Source organism: Vibrio sp. OY15 (assembly GCF_000742455.1).
Taxonomy (GTDB): Bacteria; Pseudomonadota; Gammaproteobacteria; order Enterobacterales; family Vibrionaceae; genus Vibrio; species Vibrio alginolyticus.
On record NZ_JPIL01000014.1, the window covers coordinates 1 to 21,273 of the forward strand.

General features: G+C 44.4%; 20 protein-coding genes and 2 pseudogenes. 14 read left to right on the forward strand and 8 right to left on the reverse strand.

Features of this window, described 5'->3' with window-relative positions; translation table 11 throughout:
- From IJ23_RS24310 to IJ23_RS17680, 6 genes are all read left to right on the forward strand, one after another.
- Positions 1–287 (forward strand): helix-turn-helix domain-containing protein (locus tag IJ23_RS24310; RefSeq protein ID WP_152560952.1); only part of this gene is annotated, 287 nt, incomplete at its 5' end.
- A gap of 339 nt (positions 288–626) precedes the next feature.
- Complete coding sequence (locus tag IJ23_RS17660; protein ID WP_025767648.1) at positions 627–1,295, forward strand: DUF1826 domain-containing protein; 669 nt, start codon at positions 627–629, stop codon at positions 1,293–1,295.
- A 4-nt stretch (positions 1,296–1,299) separates the two neighbouring features.
- Positions 1,300–1,770, forward strand: coding sequence for a Fur family transcriptional regulator (locus IJ23_RS17665; protein ID WP_025767649.1), 471 nt, complete (start codon positions 1,300–1,302; stop codon positions 1,768–1,770).
- An 84-nt stretch (positions 1,771–1,854) separates the two neighbouring features.
- On the forward strand, positions 1,855–3,189 hold the full coding sequence (locus tag IJ23_RS17670) for a dihydroorotase (RefSeq protein ID WP_033906941.1): 1,335 nt from the start codon (positions 1,855–1,857) through the stop codon (positions 3,187–3,189).
- Between the two features lie 44 nt (positions 3,190–3,233).
- Complete coding sequence (locus IJ23_RS17675) at positions 3,234–3,794, forward strand: carbonate dehydratase (protein ID WP_017635738.1); 561 nt, start codon at positions 3,234–3,236, stop codon at positions 3,792–3,794.
- Positions 3,784–4,797: a CobW family GTP-binding protein gene (locus tag IJ23_RS17680; RefSeq protein WP_025767652.1), complete on the forward strand. Its 1,014-nt coding sequence runs from the start codon at positions 3,784–3,786 to the stop codon at positions 4,795–4,797. Before IJ23_RS17675 ends, IJ23_RS17680 begins: the two co-directional genes overlap by 11 nt.
- A gap of 207 nt (positions 4,798–5,004) precedes the next feature.
- Here the strand turns inward: IJ23_RS17680 and IJ23_RS17685 are convergent.
- Positions 5,005–5,877: pseudogene (locus tag IJ23_RS17685) on the reverse strand (aspartoacylase).
- A gap of 147 nt (positions 5,878–6,024) precedes the next feature.
- On the opposite strand from IJ23_RS17685, the gene IJ23_RS17690 reads away from it, so the two are divergent.
- Both IJ23_RS17690 and IJ23_RS17695 read left to right on the forward strand, forming a co-directional pair.
- On the forward strand, positions 6,025–7,284 hold the full coding sequence (locus IJ23_RS17690) for a peptidoglycan DD-metalloendopeptidase family protein (protein ID WP_033906942.1): 1,260 nt from the start codon (positions 6,025–6,027) through the stop codon (positions 7,282–7,284).
- 523 nt (positions 7,285–7,807) lie between these two features.
- Entirely contained in the window at positions 7,808–9,022 is a 1,215-nt protein-coding gene (locus IJ23_RS17695) for a CobW family GTP-binding protein (RefSeq protein WP_025767655.1), read from the forward strand.
- A 144-nt stretch (positions 9,023–9,166) separates the two neighbouring features.
- Here IJ23_RS17695 and zigA read toward each other — a convergent pair whose 3' ends face one another.
- Complete coding sequence (gene zigA, locus IJ23_RS17700) at positions 9,167–10,366, reverse strand: zinc metallochaperone GTPase ZigA (protein WP_033906943.1); 1,200 nt, start codon at positions 10,364–10,366, stop codon at positions 9,167–9,169.
- A gap of 190 nt (positions 10,367–10,556) precedes the next feature.
- Between zigA and IJ23_RS17705 the strand changes: the two genes are divergently transcribed.
- The gene (locus IJ23_RS17705; RefSeq protein WP_025767657.1) at positions 10,557–10,982 is read left to right on the forward strand and encodes a TraR/DksA C4-type zinc finger protein; all 426 of its coding nucleotides are present in this window, start codon (positions 10,557–10,559) and stop codon (positions 10,980–10,982) included.
- A 280-nt stretch (positions 10,983–11,262) separates the two neighbouring features.
- Positions 11,263–11,871: a MarC family protein gene (locus tag IJ23_RS17715; protein ID WP_005375727.1), complete on the forward strand. Its 609-nt coding sequence runs from the start codon at positions 11,263–11,265 to the stop codon at positions 11,869–11,871.
- Between the two features lie 420 nt (positions 11,872–12,291).
- Here IJ23_RS17715 and IJ23_RS17720 read toward each other — a convergent pair whose 3' ends face one another.
- A complete protein-coding gene (locus tag IJ23_RS17720; protein WP_005375731.1) occupies positions 12,292–12,732 on the reverse strand; it encodes a phosphate-starvation-inducible PsiE family protein in 441 nt (146 codons plus the stop codon).
- Positions 12,733–12,911: 179 nt separating this feature from the next.
- Between IJ23_RS17720 and IJ23_RS25300 the strand changes: the two genes are divergently transcribed.
- The 4 genes and pseudogenes from IJ23_RS25300 (at position 12,912) to IJ23_RS17730 (ending at position 16,083) form a co-directional block, all read left to right on the forward strand.
- Positions 12,912–13,085: a hypothetical protein gene (locus tag IJ23_RS25300; protein WP_153294768.1), complete on the forward strand. Its 174-nt coding sequence runs from the start codon at positions 12,912–12,914 to the stop codon at positions 13,083–13,085.
- A gap of 507 nt (positions 13,086–13,592) precedes the next feature.
- Positions 13,593–14,279 (forward strand): annotated as a pseudogene (locus IJ23_RS25830) (PAS domain-containing protein); the annotation flags it as partial.
- Between the two features lie 129 nt (positions 14,280–14,408).
- Positions 14,409–14,813 (forward strand): methyl-accepting chemotaxis protein, encoded by a 405-nt coding sequence (locus IJ23_RS25835; protein ID WP_372082083.1) that lies wholly within the window; start codon positions 14,409–14,411, stop codon positions 14,811–14,813.
- A 391-nt stretch (positions 14,814–15,204) separates the two neighbouring features.
- Positions 15,205–16,083: a DMT family transporter gene (locus IJ23_RS17730; RefSeq protein ID WP_005375761.1), complete on the forward strand. Its 879-nt coding sequence runs from the start codon at positions 15,205–15,207 to the stop codon at positions 16,081–16,083.
- 46 nt (positions 16,084–16,129) lie between these two features.
- Here the strand turns inward: IJ23_RS17730 and IJ23_RS17735 are convergent, their stop codons facing one another.
- From IJ23_RS17735 to IJ23_RS17755, 5 genes are all read right to left on the reverse strand, one after another.
- Positions 16,130–17,038: a hydroxymethylglutaryl-CoA lyase gene (locus IJ23_RS17735; protein WP_033906944.1), complete on the reverse strand. Its 909-nt coding sequence runs from the start codon at positions 17,036–17,038 to the stop codon at positions 16,130–16,132.
- Complete coding sequence (locus IJ23_RS17740; protein ID WP_050550109.1) at positions 16,998–17,876, reverse strand: enoyl-CoA hydratase-related protein; 879 nt, start codon at positions 17,874–17,876, stop codon at positions 16,998–17,000. The genes IJ23_RS17735 and IJ23_RS17740 overlap by 41 nt, the downstream gene beginning before the upstream one ends.
- Before the next feature lie 29 nt (positions 17,877–17,905).
- Positions 17,906–19,510, reverse strand: coding sequence for a carboxyl transferase domain-containing protein (locus IJ23_RS17745; RefSeq protein WP_033906945.1), 1,605 nt, complete (start codon positions 19,508–19,510; stop codon positions 17,906–17,908).
- A gap of 25 nt (positions 19,511–19,535) precedes the next feature.
- On the reverse strand, positions 19,536–20,705 hold the full coding sequence (locus IJ23_RS17750; RefSeq protein ID WP_033906946.1) for an isovaleryl-CoA dehydrogenase: 1,170 nt from the start codon (positions 20,703–20,705) through the stop codon (positions 19,536–19,538).
- A 66-nt stretch (positions 20,706–20,771) separates the two neighbouring features.
- Positions 20,772–21,146 (reverse strand): MerR family transcriptional regulator, encoded by a 375-nt coding sequence (locus tag IJ23_RS17755; RefSeq protein WP_017821195.1) that lies wholly within the window; start codon positions 21,144–21,146, stop codon positions 20,772–20,774.
- Positions 21,147–21,273 lie beyond the last annotated feature (127 nt).

Sequence of the window (21,273 nt, forward strand, 5' to 3'; positions counted from 1 at the left end):
TTTTAATAGACCCAAACAGCAAACATTCTGTGGAGCATTGGGCCAATATTGGGGCAGTCTCATCTCGGACGTTAAGACGATTGATTCGAAGTGAGTTAAACATGAGTTTTAGTGAATGGCGGCAACAAGTACTGCTAATACATTCATTAGAAATGATAGCTCGAGGGGAATCGGTGGGAGATATTGCACATGCTTTAGGTTATTCGACGCCCAGTAACTTTATTGCGATGTTTCGTCGGGTCTATGGCGATTCACCCACGCGTTACTTTTCTAATCGCGGAATATAATTTCCGTGCTCGCATGCTCATGATGTTCCCCTAATTATCTTTAATCAAAAAAGGTAAATATTGAAAAGATTAATTGTTATGTTATAACATTTCCTTGTTTGGGGCTCTACAATTTGTTGTTTAAAGAATTGATCTCACAACCAGTAGTCTCCTATTGAGAGAGAGTAAACGTTGATTTCTTCACAAGCGCTGTCTGACTTGACTCTACATGGGGTGGGACTGTGTCAATATGTCCGTGAACTAGAGCGAAATCGTAACGATTACTAGGTCTCATAGCCCTAGAAAATCAACGTTATTAAAACCTTTACCTGACCTTTTTAACGCTTGGGAGGAAGATATATGAGCATTGATGTAGTTGAGAACCCGCTTCGTGTCCAAACAACATCATCGTTGGCGATATCGACATCAGCGAACATACTTAGCGACATCTACAAACCAGAGCACAATATTGCCATATGGCAGCGAACGCTCTCGAAAGAGTTGACGAAGGACATTAATCTGATGCTGGCTCAGGAGCCTAGATTGGCACTGGTACAAAGTGTCACGCCAGATGATGCTGCACAATGGGTACGAAGCAAGTTAGAGGGCTATGCGTGTGCTGATGCGCTGAGTGAAGATGTTGCTTTAATCGTCGATATGTTCTGCTGTTTGTTTGAGGTTAAAGAAGCAGGTTTGAGACTAACTCGCCTAGACAGCCCGATGTGCCCGAAATTTCACTTTGATCGTGTGCCTTGCAGACTTGTCATAACTTATACCGGCCGAGCGACCGAATGGTTAACCAACGATACCATTGATCGCACTAAACTCGGTGCCGGTAGTCTTGGTCAACCTGATCACCTATCGGGCTTATACGACTCTGAAAGTGCCATACGACGAATGCAGCCTGGCGATGTTGCCCTGCTCAAAGGAAGTGGTTGGGAAGGCAATGAAGCCACTGGACTTATACATCGCTCTCCACATGTTGCAGACAATGAACGTCGCTTACTACTCACATTGGATTTCATCTAGAGATATGAGAAAGCTCAAAACGGTAGATGACGTCATGAAGCAGGTAGAGAAAATCTGCCTGCTGCGAGGTAAACAACTCACTACTAAACGGAAATTGATACTGACTTCGCTGCTATATGCGGAGAAGCCGCTTTCTGCCTACGAACTAGTTGACTACTGCAATCACAACTTTTCTCAAAACATTCAAGCGATGTCGGTTTATCGAATACTCGATTTCCTTGAAGCAGAGCACTTTGTCCATAAGCTCAATACATCTAGTAAATACGTCGTTTGTTCTCAAATCGCGTGCGATCAGGAGCATGGCGTTCCACAGTTTTTGATTTGCTCTCAGTGTGGAAAGGTTAGTGAAATAGCGGTTGAAGCCAATGTTATTTCTAGCGTATGTGCGAAAGCCATACAAGAAGGCTTCACCGTTCTTAGCCCACAATTTGAGATTTCCTGTGTTTGCGATGAATGCGCAAAGCGCCCCCTATGAGGCGGACACACGATCTCCCCTTATAGCTTCACAAGGTGACCGAGTATTGGCCACCTTTTCAAATTATCTAAAAGAATGAATTATATGTCAGCAACATTGATTAAAAACGCTCGGGTGGTCAACGAAAGAGCCATTACCGAAACAGATTTACGTATTGTTGATCAAAGAATTGACAAGATTGCTACTAATATATCCGTACAACACGGAGATATTGTAATTGATGCTAAAGGGGCTTATTTACTGCCAGGCATGATTGACGATCAAGTGCATTTCCGAGAGCCAGGGCTGACACATAAAGGCACAATTGCAAGCGAGTCGCGGGCAGCGGTAGCCGGCGGTATTACAAGCTACATGGAAATGCCCAATGTTAGTCCGGCTACAACGACTATTGACTCGTTAGAGCGCAAGTTCGCTCTCGCTAAAGAAAGCTCGTTTGCGAATTATTCTTTCTACCTCAGTGCAACCGAAGACAATCTTGAACAGATTAAACAACTTAACCCCAAACAACATTGTGGTGTGAAAGTATTTATGGGGGCATCAACGGGAAATTTGTTAGTCGAAGATCCGCAAGCGTTAGAGGCAATTTTTCGTGATTCTCCAGTACTTATTGTTACTCACTGTGAAAGTGGGGCTGTCATTAAACAAAATCAGCAAAAGCAACGACTTAAGAAGTCAGAGTTCACCATCGAAGACCATCCCATTTTGCGTGACGAAGAGGCGTGTTACGCCTCATCTGCTTATGCGGTAGAACTTGCCAAAAAATATCACAGCCAACTGCACGTGCTGCACATCACAACGGCGAAGGAGCTAACGCTGTTTGACGCGAGTGATATTCGAGATAAATCAATCACCGCGGAGGCTTGTGTTCATCACCTTTGGTTCAGTAGCAATGATTATGCAGAGCTCGGTAACCTGATCAAATGCAATCCTTCAATCAAATCCCCTAATGACCGTGACGCACTATTGGCAGCGTTAAATACAGGTCAAATAGATATCATTGCAACAGATCATGCTCCTCATACCTGGCAAGAAAAACAAGTGTCTTACGAGCAGGCGCCAGCGGGGTTGCCGTTAGTTCAGCATGCGTTACTTACACTCTTAGATCATGTCCGTTTGGGCCATATGAGCTTGACTCAAGTAGTCGAAAAAACAGCGCACAATCCAGCCATTCGCTATGGCATTCAAGGCAGAGGCTTTATTCGTGAAGGTTACTACGCTGATTTGGTATTAGTTGATGCTCATACCCCAACACGAGTTAGCCACGAAAACAGTTTATATCACTGTGGTTGGTCGCCTTTTGCTGGACATGAATTTTCAGCTCAAATTCAAAAGACTTGGGTCAATGGCGCGCTAGTTTATGCCAATAACAAAGTCATCGATAAACCAGCTGGAGCGATGCGTTTATCCTTCAATCGTTAAGTCGCTGACCGTAAAAAAAGAGCCATAAACAAACTGGAAGCATTATGTTAAGAAGAAACCCAACGGGCCATATGCCACAGGTGTCCTCAACAGCCTTTATCGATCCAACCGCTATTATCTGTGGCAAAGTCATTATTGAGGATAACGTTTTTATTGGACCCTATGCTGTTATTCGAGCTGACGAAGTTAATAACCATGGAGACATGGAAGCTATCGTCATCAAACGTGACACCAATATCCAAGATGGTGTCGTAATTCACTCTAAGGCAGGGGCTGCGGTGACCATTGGTGAGCGCTCATCCATTGCTCATCGTTCGATTATTCATGGTCTTTGCCAGGTTTGTGATGATGTTTTCATTGGCTTCAACTCCGTCGTGTTCAATAGCGTCATCGGTGAGAGGTGTGTTATTCGTCATAACTGTGTCGTCGATGGCCTCGATTTACCCGCTTATTTCCATGTACCACCGATGACCAATATTGGTGTCGGTTTTGATTTAGAGAGTATCTCTAAAGTGCCGCCAGAATATTCAGCTTTTTCCGAATCCGTCGTTTCTGCCAACCATGAACTAGTCCAAGGCTACCGGAGAATTGCCAATGAACTTTAATAAGCCACTGATTTCGCGAGTGCCGACTAACATCATCACTGGCTTTCTCGGGGTGGGGAAAACATCGGCAATAATGCACTTATTGACCCATAAACCTAGCCATGAACGTTGGGCTGTATTGGTCAATGAATTTGGCGAAGTTGGTATTGATGGCAGCTTGTTACAAGGCCAAAAAAAACAACAAGACCAAGTGTTTATTCGAGAGGTCCCCGGGGGATGTATGTGCTGTGCAGCAGGTCTTCCGATGCAAATCGCTTTAAATCAATTATTGTCTGAAGCAAGGCCAGATCGATTGTTGATTGAGCCTACAGGTCTTGGTCATCCTAAAGAAGTACTGCAAGTGCTATCGACCGAGTATTATCGTCAAATTCTCGCTTTGCAAAAAAACATTACTTTAGTCGATGCACGTAAACTATCGGATCCTAAGTACACTGAGCATGAAACGTTTAACCAGCAAATCACTATCGCAGATACAGTGGTAGGTAATAAGCGCGATCTCTATCAAGATGAAGATGAGCAAAAGCTGACGGCTTATATAGCAAAGCTCGGTCTGCGGGAAACAAAAGTGATTTTCGCTGAACATGGCGCTATCCCTTTTCATGAATGTGAGGGAACGACTCGTATTGACGTGCAAAAAACGCCCTCTGTTCTTTATCGTGAAAGAGAGAAAAAGTCACTTGTTCCTGAGTTGCCTATGCCTGAGAGCGGCATTCTAAAAGCAACCAATCAGGGGGAAGGTTTCTACAGTATCGGTTGGCGTATCTCCGCTGAAAACGTGTTCGATCATCAAAAGCTGAGATTATTGCTGCTCGACCTCAAGGTCGAACGAATGAAAGCGGTTTTTATCACGGGAAGCGGTATTTTTGGTTACAATCTAACATCAGATGGACTCACAGAGTTTGAACTAGACGAGTGTTCAGAAAGCCGCCTAGAACTGATCTCTTCCGGTCTAGATGACCAATTTGAAGATAGATTATTTCGATGTTTGGAGAAGGCATCATGATAGAAAAGAGAAAACTCTCCTTTTAACCATAATGTCTTACCTCCTTAAAATTCTAGTGGGGTTTCTTTTAAAGCTGCGCTTAAGGCACTTATGCTGCCGTATTAGGGTGGAGTTAGTACCCGTATTTTCTGCCTATGCGGCTCAGGCACAGTTTTATTCATGGGGTGAGGTATCCACGTTACACGTGGCCTAATTACTTGCTTTAAGTTACACGGAAGAAACACGTCTTTTTTTAGCGAGGGCCATTGCTATATTTGCGGTACTGTAGGCGCTCTCATTGATAAAGTGCGGGTAAATTTCCCCTTTGCCATTCCAATGGATATCATAACCAGCGAAAGTCGCTAATAAAGGTGCTCCTGGTTTGACCGCCTCAAAATCTCTGCCACAAATAGTAGGGTGTACTAGTGCTTGCCGCATACCCTCTTGATCAAGTGGAACCCTGATTTCTTCGGTGTAAAAAAACGCCTCATAATCGCTCAGTAAGCCTATTTGGTTGAGGTTGTGCTTTTCAACATAGTCCAATACTGCGGTAAGCATCTGTTTCATCAACTCCAACGTACTGTACTCTAGGGCACCATGTGCTTGCGCCCCGACCTCAATCATTATTCCATATTGCCCAGCAGTACAAAGGTAAGGTTGCTCTTGCCATTCTTTTCGCTCTTCGAAAAGGATATGTGCTGATGGCATTCGTTATTTGACGTACGCGCCCAGTTTCCGATAAAAAACATCGTTAGAAAGCAAAATCAACGTCGCTCCCATATTGCTTGTTGTATTGTGCAGGTCAACAATCAACAGTTTTTCTTGGTTTGCATATTTCTCGATAAATTGATGTGTAATCTTGCTTTCATGCAAATCAGGACAATGATTGCTATTCATTGCTGAGAACTCGCGATTTAAGTCTGTATCGATGTATCGGACGTTGTGTTTTACTGCTTCGGAGTTTGCGATGATCGAGCAGGCTGAAAAGGTTGATCTATTGACAGAGTAACGTTTTTCTTTGATTAGTTTATGTAAATAAATACCAGAAAGTTCGTTTCCGTGTGTTCCTGCAACGATAAGTGCTGAATTGAATGTGTTCATTATTGAGCCTTCTCAAAGAGAATGGGTTGAATGACTGGTCTTCTCTTAGCCAATCCAGTGAACTGAATAAACGTTTACTAAACTGAGTAAAAATAATCCTAGATATGTTATAACATAACAATCGTTATTATTGATACTTAGTTTCTCATGAGTCAGTTTAAATTTATTGCTTTAATCGTTGCTGTGTTTTGTTTTTCGGTCGCTTTGCTTCTACCTACAGAGGATGAGCCAAATCAAGATAGTCACAGCGTTCAACTGAATCAAAGCAGTGATTCGTCACCACCTCCATCATCAAAGATAGTGGTTCCCTCAGATGTCAGTTTGACTCCGTTGCCTAAACCTAAACAAATACACTATATAGTTAAAGTGGGAGATACGCTCAGTGGTATCTTCGCTCAATTGGGTCTCCCTTACGGTATTTTGCAGCAAATTCTCTCAGTTGATCTTGATCACCTGCAGCTAGATATGATTAAGCCCGGAGAAGAGCTTGAATTAGTGATGGATGACATGGGGCAATTGAGTCGACTAATTTATCATATGAGCCTTGTAGAGAAGGCTATCTACACTAGAGAAAACGATGGCTCCTTCTCTTACGAATTTCAGGAAATTTCAGGGGAATGGCGTGAAACCTTATTTTCGGGAGAAATCAAAGGGAGTTTTTCAGTCTCGGCACATCGAGTAGGATTGGCATCAGGCCACGTCGCAAATATTACGCAGGTGATGAAAGATAAGATTGATTTTGCGCGATCTCTTAGAGCCGGTGACCGTTTCGATATATTAGTGAAACAGCAATATTTAGGTGAACACAAAACTGGCAATAGTGAGATTAAGGCTATTTCTTTTAACTTAGCGAGGGGCGAAGTCGCTGCATTTCTAGCCGAGGATGGACGGTTCTATGATAGAGCTGGTAACAGTTTGGAGCGAGCGTTTAACCGTTATCCTGTCGATAGGGCATACCGCCGAATCACCTCTGGGTTTAACCCCAAGCGTAAACACCCAGTGACGGGAAGAGTCACCCCGCATAACGGAACGGACTTCGCGACACCAATCGGTGCGCCAGTTTATTCTACTGGGGATGGAAAAGTAATTGCGGTCCGCAAGCACCCTTATGCCGGTAATTATTTAGTGATTGAACATAACAGTGTGTACAAAACTCGTTACCTACACTTGAATAAAATCTTGGTTAAAAAAGGTCAAGTTATAAAGCGTGGGCAAAAAATAGCCCTCTCTGGGAATACTGGTCGTTCAACCGGACCACATTTACATTTTGAAGTTTTAGTTCGTAATCGTCCGGTTGATGCAATGAAAGCCGACTTACCTATCGCGAAGTCGCTTCCTAACATCCAGAAACCTTCATTTTTGGCGCGAGTATCAGAGTTTGATTATCTAGTAGAAACGAAAAACTGAGTCCCGACAATTTGTTAGGGCTCAGTTATGCTATTTTGTGTTGTGAGGTTGGAGCAATAGGTGAGTGTCAATATGTGTTCCTAGAAGAATAATGACTGCGATTTTTTCTTTTACGTGTGCCCACATCCGCAACATCGGACGCTTTGCAACAACCTCCGCCTTTGATCGGCCTACGTGAAAACATCACACCAATTGCGAGCATCGCAATACAACTTAGGAAAATAAGAACGGTAAGAACTAAAGTCATAACACCACCTCCTATAAATCGCTGTATTGTCATCTTTCTCCAATTTTATAAACAAAGCAATGGTCGTTTTGTAACCACTTATTATTTTTATCAATAGTCAGACCTTTGCTTGTGATGAAACGTGATGAGAAACGAAGGAGAGTTCTGAGAAATCAGCCCCTGTGATCTTTACCGATTCTTAAGTTTTGCGTCTAAGACAGCAATTGGATTCCTTCTATAACTCACTAAGTTGTTATGTTATAACATGCGTTCATCCAGAGTTTGTAGGTCAAAAGTATGCCATCAATTCCAGTCACCATTTTGCATGGGTTTCTCGGGTCCGGGAAAACCACGTTTTTACGCAACATTCTTCAACAAGCCGATTCTTCTGGTATTGATCTGTCCGTTATTGTTAATGACATGAGTGAGTTAGACGTCGATGGCGTGCTTATCTTAAATACCGATGCGGTGAGTGAAGAGCAGGGCAACTTTGTTACGATCAGTGGAGACAGCATCAGCAGCCTGAGTGGTGTAAAGCAGCTCGATAAAGCCCTTAAAAAGCTCTGCGCAGAAAAATCGCCAGAATGGGTTGTGATTGAAACGTCGGGCAGTAGTCATCCTTTACCTTTGGTCGAGTACTTCAAAAGTAACGCACAATTCGCACTCAAAGACGTAATTACGTTGGTGGATGCGACTTGGTTGCGAGATGACTATCGACAAGGTTCTGCCTTAATCCCTAAGTGGCAGGAGAACGTGCAGCAGGGTGTTCGCGGCGTTGAAAACTTGTTGGTAGAGCAAATCATGTTCTCAAACCGTATCATGCTCACCAAGACGGACAAAGTGGACGACAATACCGTTCGCAACATCGCACAGGCGATTCACCCGCTTAATGTTTACACCGAGATAATCAAAACGTCATGGGGAAACTTGGATATCCGCATGTCGAAAGGTGAGCAAGACTACAATTTCTTCCTTGTTGAGCAGCTAATCGCAGAACTTCGTGAGACGGTGAATGAGCCGTTGAATCTCTCTGATAAAGACGAACAAAGCCTTGTCGCCAAAGTGATCAAAGACGATCGGCCTTTTCATCCTGCGCGTTTGTGGAATACCTGCCATCAGTATTTAACTAAAGGTGTGTTCCGTAGTAAAGGGTTCTTTTGGTTCCCAACTCGAGACGATGTTTCACTGCTTTGGAGTCAAGCAAACGGCAACGTGGGGCTTGAAATTACAGGCTTTTGGCGTGCTTCGATAATCAATGACGAATCGCAAAACTTCACTGAAGAGCATCGTCAAATCCTGCAAGATAAGATAGACAGTGTTGAAAGCCGCTTTGGTGATCGTCGTTGTCGCTTAACGGTGATTGGGCAAGAAAACGAAATCGATGTGTTTATTGATGCGCTGGAAAACTGCTTTTTAACGGATGCGGAACTGGAGCAATGGCAACAAGGGGCAACATTTGAAGATCCTTGGCCAAAGAAAATAGCTAAGTTGAGTCAGAAGAAGACGCTTTGAATGCACTGGTGAGGATTCCCTCGCTGCATGTTTGCTCGGGTTGTTTCGAGAACGGACTTACTGAATTGGCTCGGTATACCAAAATTGGCTCTGTGTAACGAGAAAGCCTCCCGAATGGTGGGAGGCTTTTTGTATCTCAGTCGTTTACTGTTCCCATTCAGGGAAAGGGTCTTCCAGAGATAACCAATAGTCGAGCCCTTGCTCCATCTCAACTTCTGTTAACAAGCATTCGTTGAGACGAGCAATCAACTTCTCTTGCTCTAATCCCTGACCAATAAACACCAATTCTTGTCGCATATCGCCGTATGGTTCTTGCCAAATGTCGTTTATAGCATCGAGGTAATCTTGATCCGTCGGCCATTCCTCCTTCGGAATCGCTTTCCAAAACATACCCGCAACACCATAACGTGCGATGCCTCCCGCTTGGCTCCATTGACCGACAAACTCTGGTCTGGTTGCTAGCCAAAAATAACCCTTGGAACGAATTAGTTTGCCGTAATCTTTCGCATTGTGGAGGAAGTCGTAAAACTTCTCTGGATGGAAAGGGCGTCTCGCATGATAGGCAAAGCTAGAAATGCCGTATTCTTCGGTTTCCGGTATGTGCTCGCCTCGCATTTCCTTCAACCAACCTGGGGCTTGTTGTGCCTTTTCAAAACTGAAGCTTTGTGTGTCGAGTACCGCATCAAGTTCTACTTCACCATTCGAGATAGGAAGAATAGTGGCCGATGTATTAAGAGTTTTAAGAATCGCAAGAAGCCTTTCGATTTCTGATTTCTCAGCAAGGTCGGTTTTACTTATCAAGATAACGTCAGCGAACTCTACTTGATCAACGAGTAAGTCAGCAACGCTGCGTTCATCGTCTTCACCTAATGATTCGGCTGTCTCTGTTAAGAACTTAGCTTCATCGTAATCACGCAGAAAGTTAATCGCATCAACTACTGTAACCATGGTGTCTAAACGTGCAACGTCTGAAAGTGAGAGCCCGTTTTCATCGGCAAAAGTAAAAGTCTCTGCAACGGGGAGTGGCTCGGCGATGCCAGTGGACTCGATAACTAAGTAATCGAATCTGCCTTCTTGCGCGAGTTTAGTAACTTCTTCAAGTAGATCCTCACGCAGGGTACAACAGATGCAGCCGTTACTCATTTCAACCAACTTTTCTTCACTGTGGTTGAGAGAAACTTCATTCTGAACGGTCGCTGCGTCGATGTTGACTTCGCTCATGTCGTTGACGATGACCGCCACTTTTCTGCCTTGTCTATTGTTAAGAATATGACTTAAAACGGTTGTTTTTCCTGCGCCTAGAAAGCCGGACAAAACCGTAACAGGGAGTTTCTGGGTGTTCATGCTCATGCTCTTTATAGTGTAATGTTATAATATAACAATTAATATAGTCGGTGATCTTAACTCTGGCATCAAGCAGTTTGTGACTGTGTCGAGTACTGCACCTTATTGGCGCATTCATTCGTCGTTAAGTTATACAGATTCAGATGTACGGAATTTAGAGAGCGAACTCTTATCTCGGTGTGGAGGTTCTATGAACGAAGAGAAAAAGCATGTCATGACAGAAGAAGAAATTCTTGCAGCGCCCGAGGCGGATTATATGAATGAAGCTCAGCTCGCATTTTTTGAAAACCGATTATTTGAGCTTTATGAATCGACGTTAGCGCATATTGAACGCGCGAAAGAAGAGATGATTGCGCCAATGGAATTCAGTGACGAAAGCGATAGGGCGTCCAGTGAGGAGCAATCTGCAATCGCATTAAGAATCATAGATAGAGAGCAAAAGCTGTTACCTAAGATTCAACGATCGTTGGCTCGCTTGCGCGCAGGGGAGTATGGCTATTGTTTAGAGTCCGGAGAACCTATCGGCATTCCAAGGTTATTGGCACGACCTACTGCTGAATATAGTGCAGAAGTAAAAGCTCAAATGGAGTCAAAAGAGCACTGGTATAAACACTAAAGCCTCACTATCTTATGACGTCGATATTCTTCTCGTTCACTTGTTTTTTTTGATGTTCTCTGAGAAGTCTAAAGCGATGGCGACTACCGTTAGGTATGGTAGTCATTACCTTTGAGATATTAATAGTTATCGATAGGATAGAAGTAAGTTCTGTATTGTAAATAACGCACCATTTTTGTTTTTCTGAATGAGCTCTCGCTATGTTAGCGTCAAACATTTTCTCTGCTACTTCAAGCTGATCTTCTATCCTTAAAGCTAAATTGGTACTGGAGAAAGTAGCATGATTGACTTTGTGGCAACTTTTATCTTTTTCTTTGCTGTCATCGATCCCATAGGTACTGTGCCCGTTTTTATCGCAGCCACAAAAAGCTATGAAGAAGTGGCAAAGCGTAAGGTCGCTCTGTTTGCGACTCTATTCTCCGCTGCTATCCTACTGTTTTTTGTTGTTGCTGGTGAAATCATACTTACAGCAATGCGTATTCCCTTGTCTGCGTTTCAAATCTCGGGCGGTATCGTATTGTTCTTGTTTGCTTTGACTATGATATTTGGTGAGAGTAAACCAGCAGAAGAAATCAGAACGCTCAATAGTCATCATGATACAGCAGTTTTTCCTCTAGCCATTCCATCAATTGCTAGCCCTGGCGCAATATTAGCCGCCGTTTTACTCACAGAGAACGTGCGGTTTAATATTTGGGAGCAAGTCCAGACCGTGGCTGTGATGCTACTGGTACTATTGGTTGTTTATATCTTGCTATTAATGGCCAGCGGCATACACAGGATTATTGGGAATACAGGAGCTAGCGCTGTAAGTCGGATCATGGGGTTGATATTAGCCGCTGTGGCCACGACCAACACTCTGAATGGGATTGAAAGTTACTTTGACCTTTAAGGCTGTTTCGCAAACTGAGCTGAAGGTATACGTTAAGAGCTAATTTTACGGCGAGATGACCGACCACCTGACAATCACTTTTCTGGCTGTTACTTCTAGCCGGATGTAATCCTTCAGGCTACTCGTGACGACCTTGTTTAAGAGGACCACGGAAAAGTTGAAAGTAAAATGCATAGATGTTGAGGGTATATATCAGATGGGGGAACTGGAGCAACACTTGCCCCCATTGAGCTGTGCCAATACTCAAAGATTAGCTGCTAGAAAACAATATCGATAATTTCTCCGCCTAGGCACTACTCTATAATCTTGTAGTCTCGCAGTATATAGAGCCTAGCATGGAGGAATTTATTAGCTTCAACGTGCCAAGACAAGACTTTTTCATGCCGTGAGAGTATCTGAAAAGTCGGGAGGCTGAGAAGTTTATTCAGTATGGCTCTTATTGGGCAGTTTATGGATCAGCCAGTAACCAAGACTCATACTAAGAACTACAGCCGCAATTCCAATCAGGTACATTGGAGACAAGGTTTCAAAGTCTATAATAATGACCTTTCGGGAGATTGCCATCAGCGCGGTGGCCATGACGATTTTTACATGAATAACATTTTCTCTCAGGTAAATAGTTATATTGATGAAAATTTCAATAGCAATTAAAACGGCCATAAAAGCACCAAAAGTGGCTAGCATATCTGAAATCGTCAGAATGAGTTTAGGTGGCGTGATAAGTTTTTGATATATCGTCCATGCAACATCTATCACACCCATGACGATTACAAACAACATAACTATCGACAATACTCTTACAGACCAATGAATCACTATCTGTAATTTTTTTGTTAACTTATCATTTTTATCGACTTCCATGGCCCTGTTTCCTTCGCTTGTTTATGTTCACTTAACCTTCATATGTTGAAGCTAGACAATTGAATACATGTCGTTTAAAGCATAGTTGCTGTGGTGAGAGATAGAAGCGTCCGAGGGAAGGAAGTTATGAAACTTAGGAGTGGGCACAATGTTGGACACATAATGTAATCTCTGGTGTCATGCGTTATTACCTCATTACCTCATTACCTCATTGCCTCATTTCTGATCGTGACGAGTCGACTGGTGAGGTGGTGATTCATCACCTTCACGGCAAACTGAATGAGCGGATACCACAACGTATTGATACTGGGCAAATCGATGCGCTTGTTGCTGGTTCCTCCGTGCGTTGTTAATAGAAATACAAGCGAATAAGGAGTGGGTAATCGCTCAAAAGTCGGGTGGAAAAGCGGTAAAACGGCGAAAATTATTGGAACTAAGTCAAGGCCCTTTTTTTAAATGAAAAGGCTTATTGATCTGAACACACCACTTCTCCATATAAGTATATCCACAAATACAAACCTCAAATTGGCGATAAAGAGCTTTAATATTGATAAATATATAAACAACTTGGGTGCTGAAGAAATTTCAGTATACTGCGCTTAGGTTACACTGGAGAAAAAATCGCCGTATTCCCTGCGGGGTCCTTTGATAAGAAATAGAAATCGCGTTTGAATATGCAACCAAACGATTTTGCCGCTTGCAGTTTATTCGGTATACAAATAATAAACCTTTGACTAATCCGAAGGTCGGTCAAATGAGAGAAAGTCATGTTTTTTAATAAGTCGCTTCAACAAGAAAATCAACGATTAAAGCAGGAGTTGCAAATCCTGCAGCAAATCCAAACCAGTTTAGATGAAGAGATGATCCGCTTAACATTGGATAGTAAAGGCCTCATTACTTCTGCAAATACTAAGCTACAGCAAGAACTTTTCTTAAATGATGATGAGATCTTAACGAAATCAATTACTGAATTGGTACCGTCAAATTCGCGCAATACAGATCACTTTCATCGAATGAAGAAAGCCGTCCAAGATAAAGTGTTCTGGAATGGGGCATTGCAAGTACAGAAAGGTAATGGTGAGGAAGCCTGGTTAAGAACGATTATCCAGCCTGTTTTAAATGAGCACAGAGAAGTAGAAAGCTTTTTTGTTTTTGCTTCTGAACTTACGCGAACGATCAAATCATCCCGTGAGCAAGAGGACATGCTAAATGCATTAAGTCGTTCTATGGCGGTGATTGAGTTCACATTAGATGGCCATGTTTTAAAAGCCAACGATAATTTCCTAAACACAATGGGTTATACGCTTGATCAGATTCAAGGGAAGCATCATCGCATGTTTTGTGATCAGGAAGAGTCGAGCTCTCAAGCTTACCGTGAGTTTTGGCAACGTTTAGCAAAAGGGCAATTTTCATCAGAGCGATTCAAACGAGTTAACCGTTATGGTGAAGAGGTGTGGCTAGAGGCTTCATATAACCCTATCCATAACGACAGAGGAGAGCTCTACAAGGTCGTTAAGTTCGCGACAGATATTACCCAGCAGGTGATGCAGGAACAGAAAATGGCCCAGGCTGCGCAATTGGCGAACGAAATCTCCCAAGAAACTGGTACACAAACCCTGCAAGGGCAAGAGGTTATAGGCTCAACGTTAGAAAAGATGCAGATACTTTCCGAGCAAATGCAGCAAGCGAACACCGCGATTGACGAGCTTAAAGCGCACTCATCGCGTATTAGCGAGTTGGTAAATAGCATCAGTGGTATCGCTGACCAAACTAACTTATTGGCGTTAAATGCGGCGATAGAAGCGGCTCGTGCGGGTGAGCATGGTAGAGGTTTTGCCGTTGTTGCTGATGAAGTCAGACAGCTTGCTACAAGAACCAATGCAACCACCGATGAAATTGTCACAATGGTCAGTGAAAACCTACAGCGAACAGATAACGCAGTTAAGCTGATCGCTAAATGCCAAAAAGAAGCACTAGATACGCTAGAGCTCTCTGAAAAAGCAGGCAATGTGATGAATGAAATACAAGATGGCGCTAGCCGTGTTGTAGAGGCCGTGGAGCAATTTAACCGCTCGTTGTAGTTAATCAATAGGTTTTCATTGTAGGGGCGATGGGTAAAAAGCAATTCACCTTATTCAACCTGTATTGAGGAGCGTTGAAGTCGCAATACTACTCCTGCCGCAGTCAAGTTAAGCGTTTTGAAGGAGGGGTAGTTCGACACCCGGTACAGGTTTTAGCCAGTTTGCTTGCTGTATAGAATGCTAAAGTAATTTAGTATGCGAAAAGGCTTGCCTTAAGACTTTGCCTGCATTTAATGTATCTAGCAGCAGAACTTCAATCTGCGTGACAACAATACAGGAGAGGATCGGGCTTTCACTTTTTCGCTCGACACAAACCCCTTTCAAATTTACACAATAGCGCAGTAAAACTCTCTTGCTGCGCTATTGTGTGTTCCATATTTTGTGAGTACTTATGTTTAACTCAGAACGTAAAGCGACGGTTATTCTGGTTGCGACGACGATGATCGCGGCACTTGGCTGGATATTCTCTAAGGAAACAATACAGGGTTTACCACCTTTTGGCTTTATTGGGGCGCGATTTACTATCGCTTCGCTCTGCTTACTGCCTCTATGTTACAGACCTTTGCTGAAAGCAAACTTAAAAGATGTGCTTTCTGCTGGTGGTGTCGGGCTCCTGTTAGGCAGTGCCGTTATGACATGGATTTACGCTATTTCTATCAGTGATACTCTCGGGGAGGGCGCATTTATCATGAGCCTTTCCATGCTGTTTGTGCCGATTGTTGCATGGGTTATGTTTCGTCAACGACCACAACGAATTTTCTGGCTTTCTTTGCCTATCGCTGTATTAGGTCTTGCTTGTCTTTCTTTAGTTGGTGGCTGGAAACAATCGGCCAGTCAATTGTGGTTTCTTGGTGCAGCACTGGTTTTGGCGCTTCATTTTAATGTGAACAGCAAATACTCTCAAAAACTACCTGTGCTGCTGCTTACTTGCGTGCAACTTTTTTCAGCAGGTTGCTTAGGTTTGTTGGTTTCATTTTTTATGGAATCTTTCCCGGCAGAGGTTGACTCCTCTATTTGGTGGTGGTTTGCGTTGAGTACCTTATTAGCGACGAGCTTGCGTTACGTAATGCAAACCATGGGGCAAAAATTTGTTCAGGCAGGTAACGCTGCTCTAATTATGATATTAGAACCAGTTTGGACGGTTATTCTGAGCGTGCTGTGGTATGGCGAAGTGCTAACGGCAAATAAACTAGTAGGTTGTGTGCTTATCTTATTTTCTCTAATTATTTATCGTACTGGCGGGCGGTTTCGCTTCCCTACTCGAAAGTAGAGCAAATTAACTTGGGTTGGGAGAATTTGAGGTGCCGGATGGCCTTCTACGAAAGTGATAATACGCGGTTACGCAATGCTAATGACACTTTTGATGTAGGCTGCCGACCCAGCTCTTCGCTGATCATCCAGCCAGCTTTAGCCAGTAGATCTAAGTCGATCCCCGTCTCTATTCCTAATCCTTGGCATAAATATAGTACATCCTCCGTTGCGACATTCCCTGATGCGCCATGAGCGTATGGGCATCCACCCAGCCCAGCTACACTACTGTCGATGGTGTTGATGCCCATACTCAGTGCCTGATAAATGTTGGTGAGAGCTTGTCCCCATGTGTCGTGGAAATGGACAGCAAGCTGGGGAAGAGGTGCAACCAACATGACGGCTTCTAGCATAGCAGCGATACGGTTTGGCGTGCCTGTACCGATTGTGTCGCCTAGAGACACCTCATAACACCCTAAATCGATGAGTGATTTGACCACGCTCGCCACTTGTTTAGGGGCTGTCGGGCCATCGTAAGGGCAGTCGGCAACGCAGGATAGATAGCCACGAACAGGGATGCCGTGTTTGGTGGCTAATCGCATTACAGGTTCGAAGCGAGTTAGGCTTTCTGCAATCGAGCAATTGATATTGTGTTGGCAGAATCCTTCTGAGGATGAAGTGAAAATCGCGACCTGATTGACACCAGCCTCTAACGCTTGTTCTAAGCCTTTTAGGTTTGGTGTCAGGGCAGAATAAGTAACATGATTTCGCATTGTTATTGCTTTCATGACCTCTGTTGAGTCCGCCATTTGTGGCACCCATTTGGGCGAAACAAAAGAGCCCGCCTCAATATGCGTTAGCCCAGTATCAGAGAGTAAGTTGATCAGCCGGATTTTAGTCTGGGTCGTAACAGGAGATTCATTTTGCAACCCATCTCTAGGACCTACTTCGACAATCTTTACTTTGGAAGGTAGCATTACTTGTCCTGTGACTTGTGACCCAACTTGGGCTACGCTTTTCAAGAAACGCTTGCAGCCCATCTTGACCTTGGGGTGATACTCTAATGTCCGCAATGAGCTTGCTAGTATAGTGAATCAGTTGTTGATCGATGGGGTTTTGATGACATTGATGGCAGAGCGTTTTCGCTTTACGCATCGCATCTGGGCTATTAAGTAGCAACGTCTTGATTACGCTATCGACCGCATTTTCAAGCTGTTTGGCTTCTTTCACTTCGTGCACAATACCAAACCGTTCGGCATCTTCGGCTGAAATGACTTCACCACTTAAGATATAGCGTCTAGCTTGTCTATTCCCCATCGCGCGCATGACGTAAGGCGCAATGGTCGCTGGAACTAAACCAAGCTTAACTTCACTTAAGCAAAAGTTGGCACTTTGGCTTGCGATGGCGATATCACTACAACAAATCAACCCTAAAGCACCACCATAAGCGGAACCTTGAACAACTGCGATGGTGGGTTGAGGGAACGAATCTAGTGTTTCCATGAGTCTTGCCAAGTTTTGGGCATCAACGAAGTTATCTTGCCTCGTGCTGTCGGCCATCGACTGCATCCAATTCAAATCGGCCCCGGATGAAAAATGCTTACCGTTACTTCTTAATACCAAGCACCGCACATCCGTTCGTAAAGCGAGATAATCTAGGCGGTGGATCAGCAAGTCGATCGTACAAGCGTCAAAAGCATTGTGTTTGGCTGCTCTGTTTAGGGTAATGGTCGCTACGCCATTATCATCGACATGCCAAAGAACATCATCTTGCCTTTGGGCGTTGGGAATAATGCTTGGTTGCATTTCCTGCATACTTACTTCCTTAATTCATCTTTGGATGTTTACATTCTGAAGACGCCAAACTCGCTATCAGGAATGGGGGCGTTTAATGCTGCCATTAACGCTTGACTCAACACCTGACGCGTTTTTTTAGGGTCAATAATTCCGTCATCCCATAGCCGAGCACTCGCAAAATAGGGATGTCCTTGTGTTTCATACAAGTCTATGATCGATTCTCTAAAAATGTGCTCTTCTTGCTCTGACCACGCTTCCCCCTGACGTTCCTTCGCGTCTTTTCGAACTTGTGTTAAAACGCCTGCTGCTTGTTCTCCGCCCATCACAGAAATACGCGCGTTCGGCCACATCCACATCATGGTTGGATCATACGCTCGGCCGCACATGCCGTAATTACCAGCGCCGTACGATCCACCGATGATCACGGTAAACTTCGGCACGTCAGCACAAGCGACGGCCATCACTAGCTTGGCGCCATGTTTTGCGATGCCTTCTTCTTCAACCTTTTTTCCGACCATAAAGCCGGTAATGTTTTGGAGAAAAAGAAGCGGTGTTTTCCGTTTGGCGCACAGCTCAATAAAGTGCGCGCCTTTTTGTGCCGATTCAGAAAACAAGATACCGTTGTTTGCCACAATACCAATCAAGTGTCCTTGAATACGAGCGAAGCCACACACTAGCGTTCTGCCGTACAAGGCTTTGAATTCGTCGAAATCAGAATCATCGACGATGCGGGCAATAATTTCTCGAACGTCGAATGACAGTCGTAAGTTTGCATTCACGATTCCGTAGATTTCTTCTGCGTCGTAGCGGGGAGGAAGTACGGTGTTTTCTGGCTTAACAGGTCTTGTTCTATTGGCATTGGCAATGGCTTCTCTCGCAAGCATTAGGGCATGTTCATCATTTTCAGCGTAATAATCTGCGACACCAGATTTCCGACAATGCACGTCTGCACCGCCGAGCTCTTCACCCGTCACGACTTCGCCAGTGGCCGCTTTCACCAAAGGTGGCCCCGCCAAAAAAATGGTGCCTTGCTCTTTAACCATAATGGAGACATCCGCCATGGCAGGAACGTACGCGCCCCCAGCAGTGCAAAGCCCCATCACAACAGCAACTTGGGGAATGCCTTTCGCTGACATTCTCGCTTGGTTAAAGAAAATGCGACCAAAGTGTTCTTTGTCGGGGAAGACGTCGGACTGATGAGGGAGATTTGCGCCACCGGAGTCCACCAAGTACACGCAGGGGAGTTGGCAACGTTGGGCAATCTCTTGCGCTCTTAGGTGTTTTTTTACCGAGAGTGGGTAGTAGGTTCCACCTTTTACCGAAGCATCGTTGGCGATAACCATGCATTGAATTCCCTCTATGATACCAATGCCGGCGATAACGCCAGCGCATGGGATCGCTTCGTCATACACCTGCCAGGCGGCAAACTGGCTGATTTCAAGAAAGTCAGTGTTGTCATCAAGCAAGCGCGCGATGCGTTCTCGGGCTGGGAGTTTTCCTTTTTGCCTCTGGTGCTGAATGGCTTTTTCACCGCCTCCCTGTTTGATGGTATCGATGTGTTGATTCAGTTGAGTGACCAACGTTTCCATCGCAGCTTTATTGGAAAGAAATAACTCGTCAGTTGGCTTAGTTTTACTTTTGATAATGGCCATAATGACTTCCTTGTCGTATGTTCCGTTAGCGAGATTCTTCGAACAGTTCTCGGCCTATTAACATGCGGCGAATCTCTGAGGTACCCGCGCCGATTTCATAAAGCTTTGCATCACGTAGCAAACGACCAGCAGGGTATTCATTGATGTAGCCATTCCCACCGAGCAGTTGTATTGCATCGAGTGCCATTTGTGTGGCGAGTTCTGCACTGTACAAAATCGCGCCAGCGGCGTCTTTGCGTGTTGCGTTACCTCGATCACAAGCCGCTGCGACGGTATATACATACGCTTTTGCTGCACTCATTCGAGAGTACATATCGGCGATCTTGCCCTGAACTAACTGAAACTCGCCAATGGATTTTCCAAACTGCTCTCGTTCATGTACGTACGGGACCACAATGTCCATGCAAGCTTGCATTATCCCGAGTGGTCCGGCAGCGAGGACGACGCGCTCGTAATCCAGCCCACTCATTAACACCTCGACGCCTTGATTCAACTCGCCAAGAATATTCTCTTTTGGCACTACGCAATGGTTAAATATAAGTTCGCAAGTATTCGAGCCTCTCATGCCTAGTTTGTCCAGCTTTTGAGCATGAGTGAAACCTGCGAAGTTACGTTCAATAATGAATGCGGTAATGCCACGTGAACCTGCGCTGACATCCGTTTTAGCGTAAAGCACCACTACGTCAGCATCGGGCCCGTTTGTTATCCACATTTTGTTGCCATTCAGTACAAAATGGTCGCCCTTGTTTTCCGCTTTCAGTTGCATGCTTATCACGTCTGAACCGGCATTGGGCTCACTCATCGCTAGGGCGCCAACGTGCGTACCATCAATGAGTTTTGGAAGGTACTTTTCGCGTTGAGAAGGTGTGCCGTTACGAAAGATTTGGTTGACGCACAGGTTAGAATGAGCTCCGTAGCTTAAAGCGACAGACGCAGAGGCACGGCTGATTTCTTCCATGGCAACAACGTGAGCGAGGTATCCCATGCCTGCACCACCAAGCTCTTCATCGACGGTCACACCAAGCAACCCCATTTCTCCCAACAAAGGCCATAAATGATTCGGGAACTGGTTATCGCGGTCTATCTCAGCGGCGATGGGCGCAATATGTTCCGTAGCAAAGGCATTAACGTGTTCTCGGAGCATATCGATGGTATCACCAAGTCCGAAATTGAGTGGGGTATAGGTGCTTTTCATAACGTCTCCCGGTATCAGAGGTAAGGTGGAAAAGCCTGTAGCGGTGTTGCTAATTGAGTATAGCGTTTATGTCTGCTTGCTTTTGAGTGTTTGAATACAACGCTCCTTAGCGGCATTCAACTCTGCCATAACGACGCTGATGTCGTTGAGTTGTTGCTGTAGGACGGCTTGTTTCTCTTCAATGATATTGAGCATTTTCAATAACTGTCCTTCGGTTTGTTGCATGTCGTAGAGCTCGAAAAGTTCTCGAATTTCTGCCAACGAAAAACCGAGTCGTTTCCCTCTTAAAATCAGTTTGAGGCGAATTCTATCCCTGCGTTGATAAACGCGCATATTGCCCTTTCGCTCTGGTTCAATCAGACCCACGTCTTCATAAAACCGGATACTGCGAGTAGTAATATCAAACTCCTTGGCGAGGTCACTGATCTTGTATTTTTCCATAACATACTTACCTCGAATAAAAATCCAGTTTCTGGAAATCGAACCTTAAATGGGAAGGCCGAACATCAACTTTGAAATATAAACGTCTGCTTGGTGTGTTTTTTCATCTCATTGTAAAGGCTAGTGC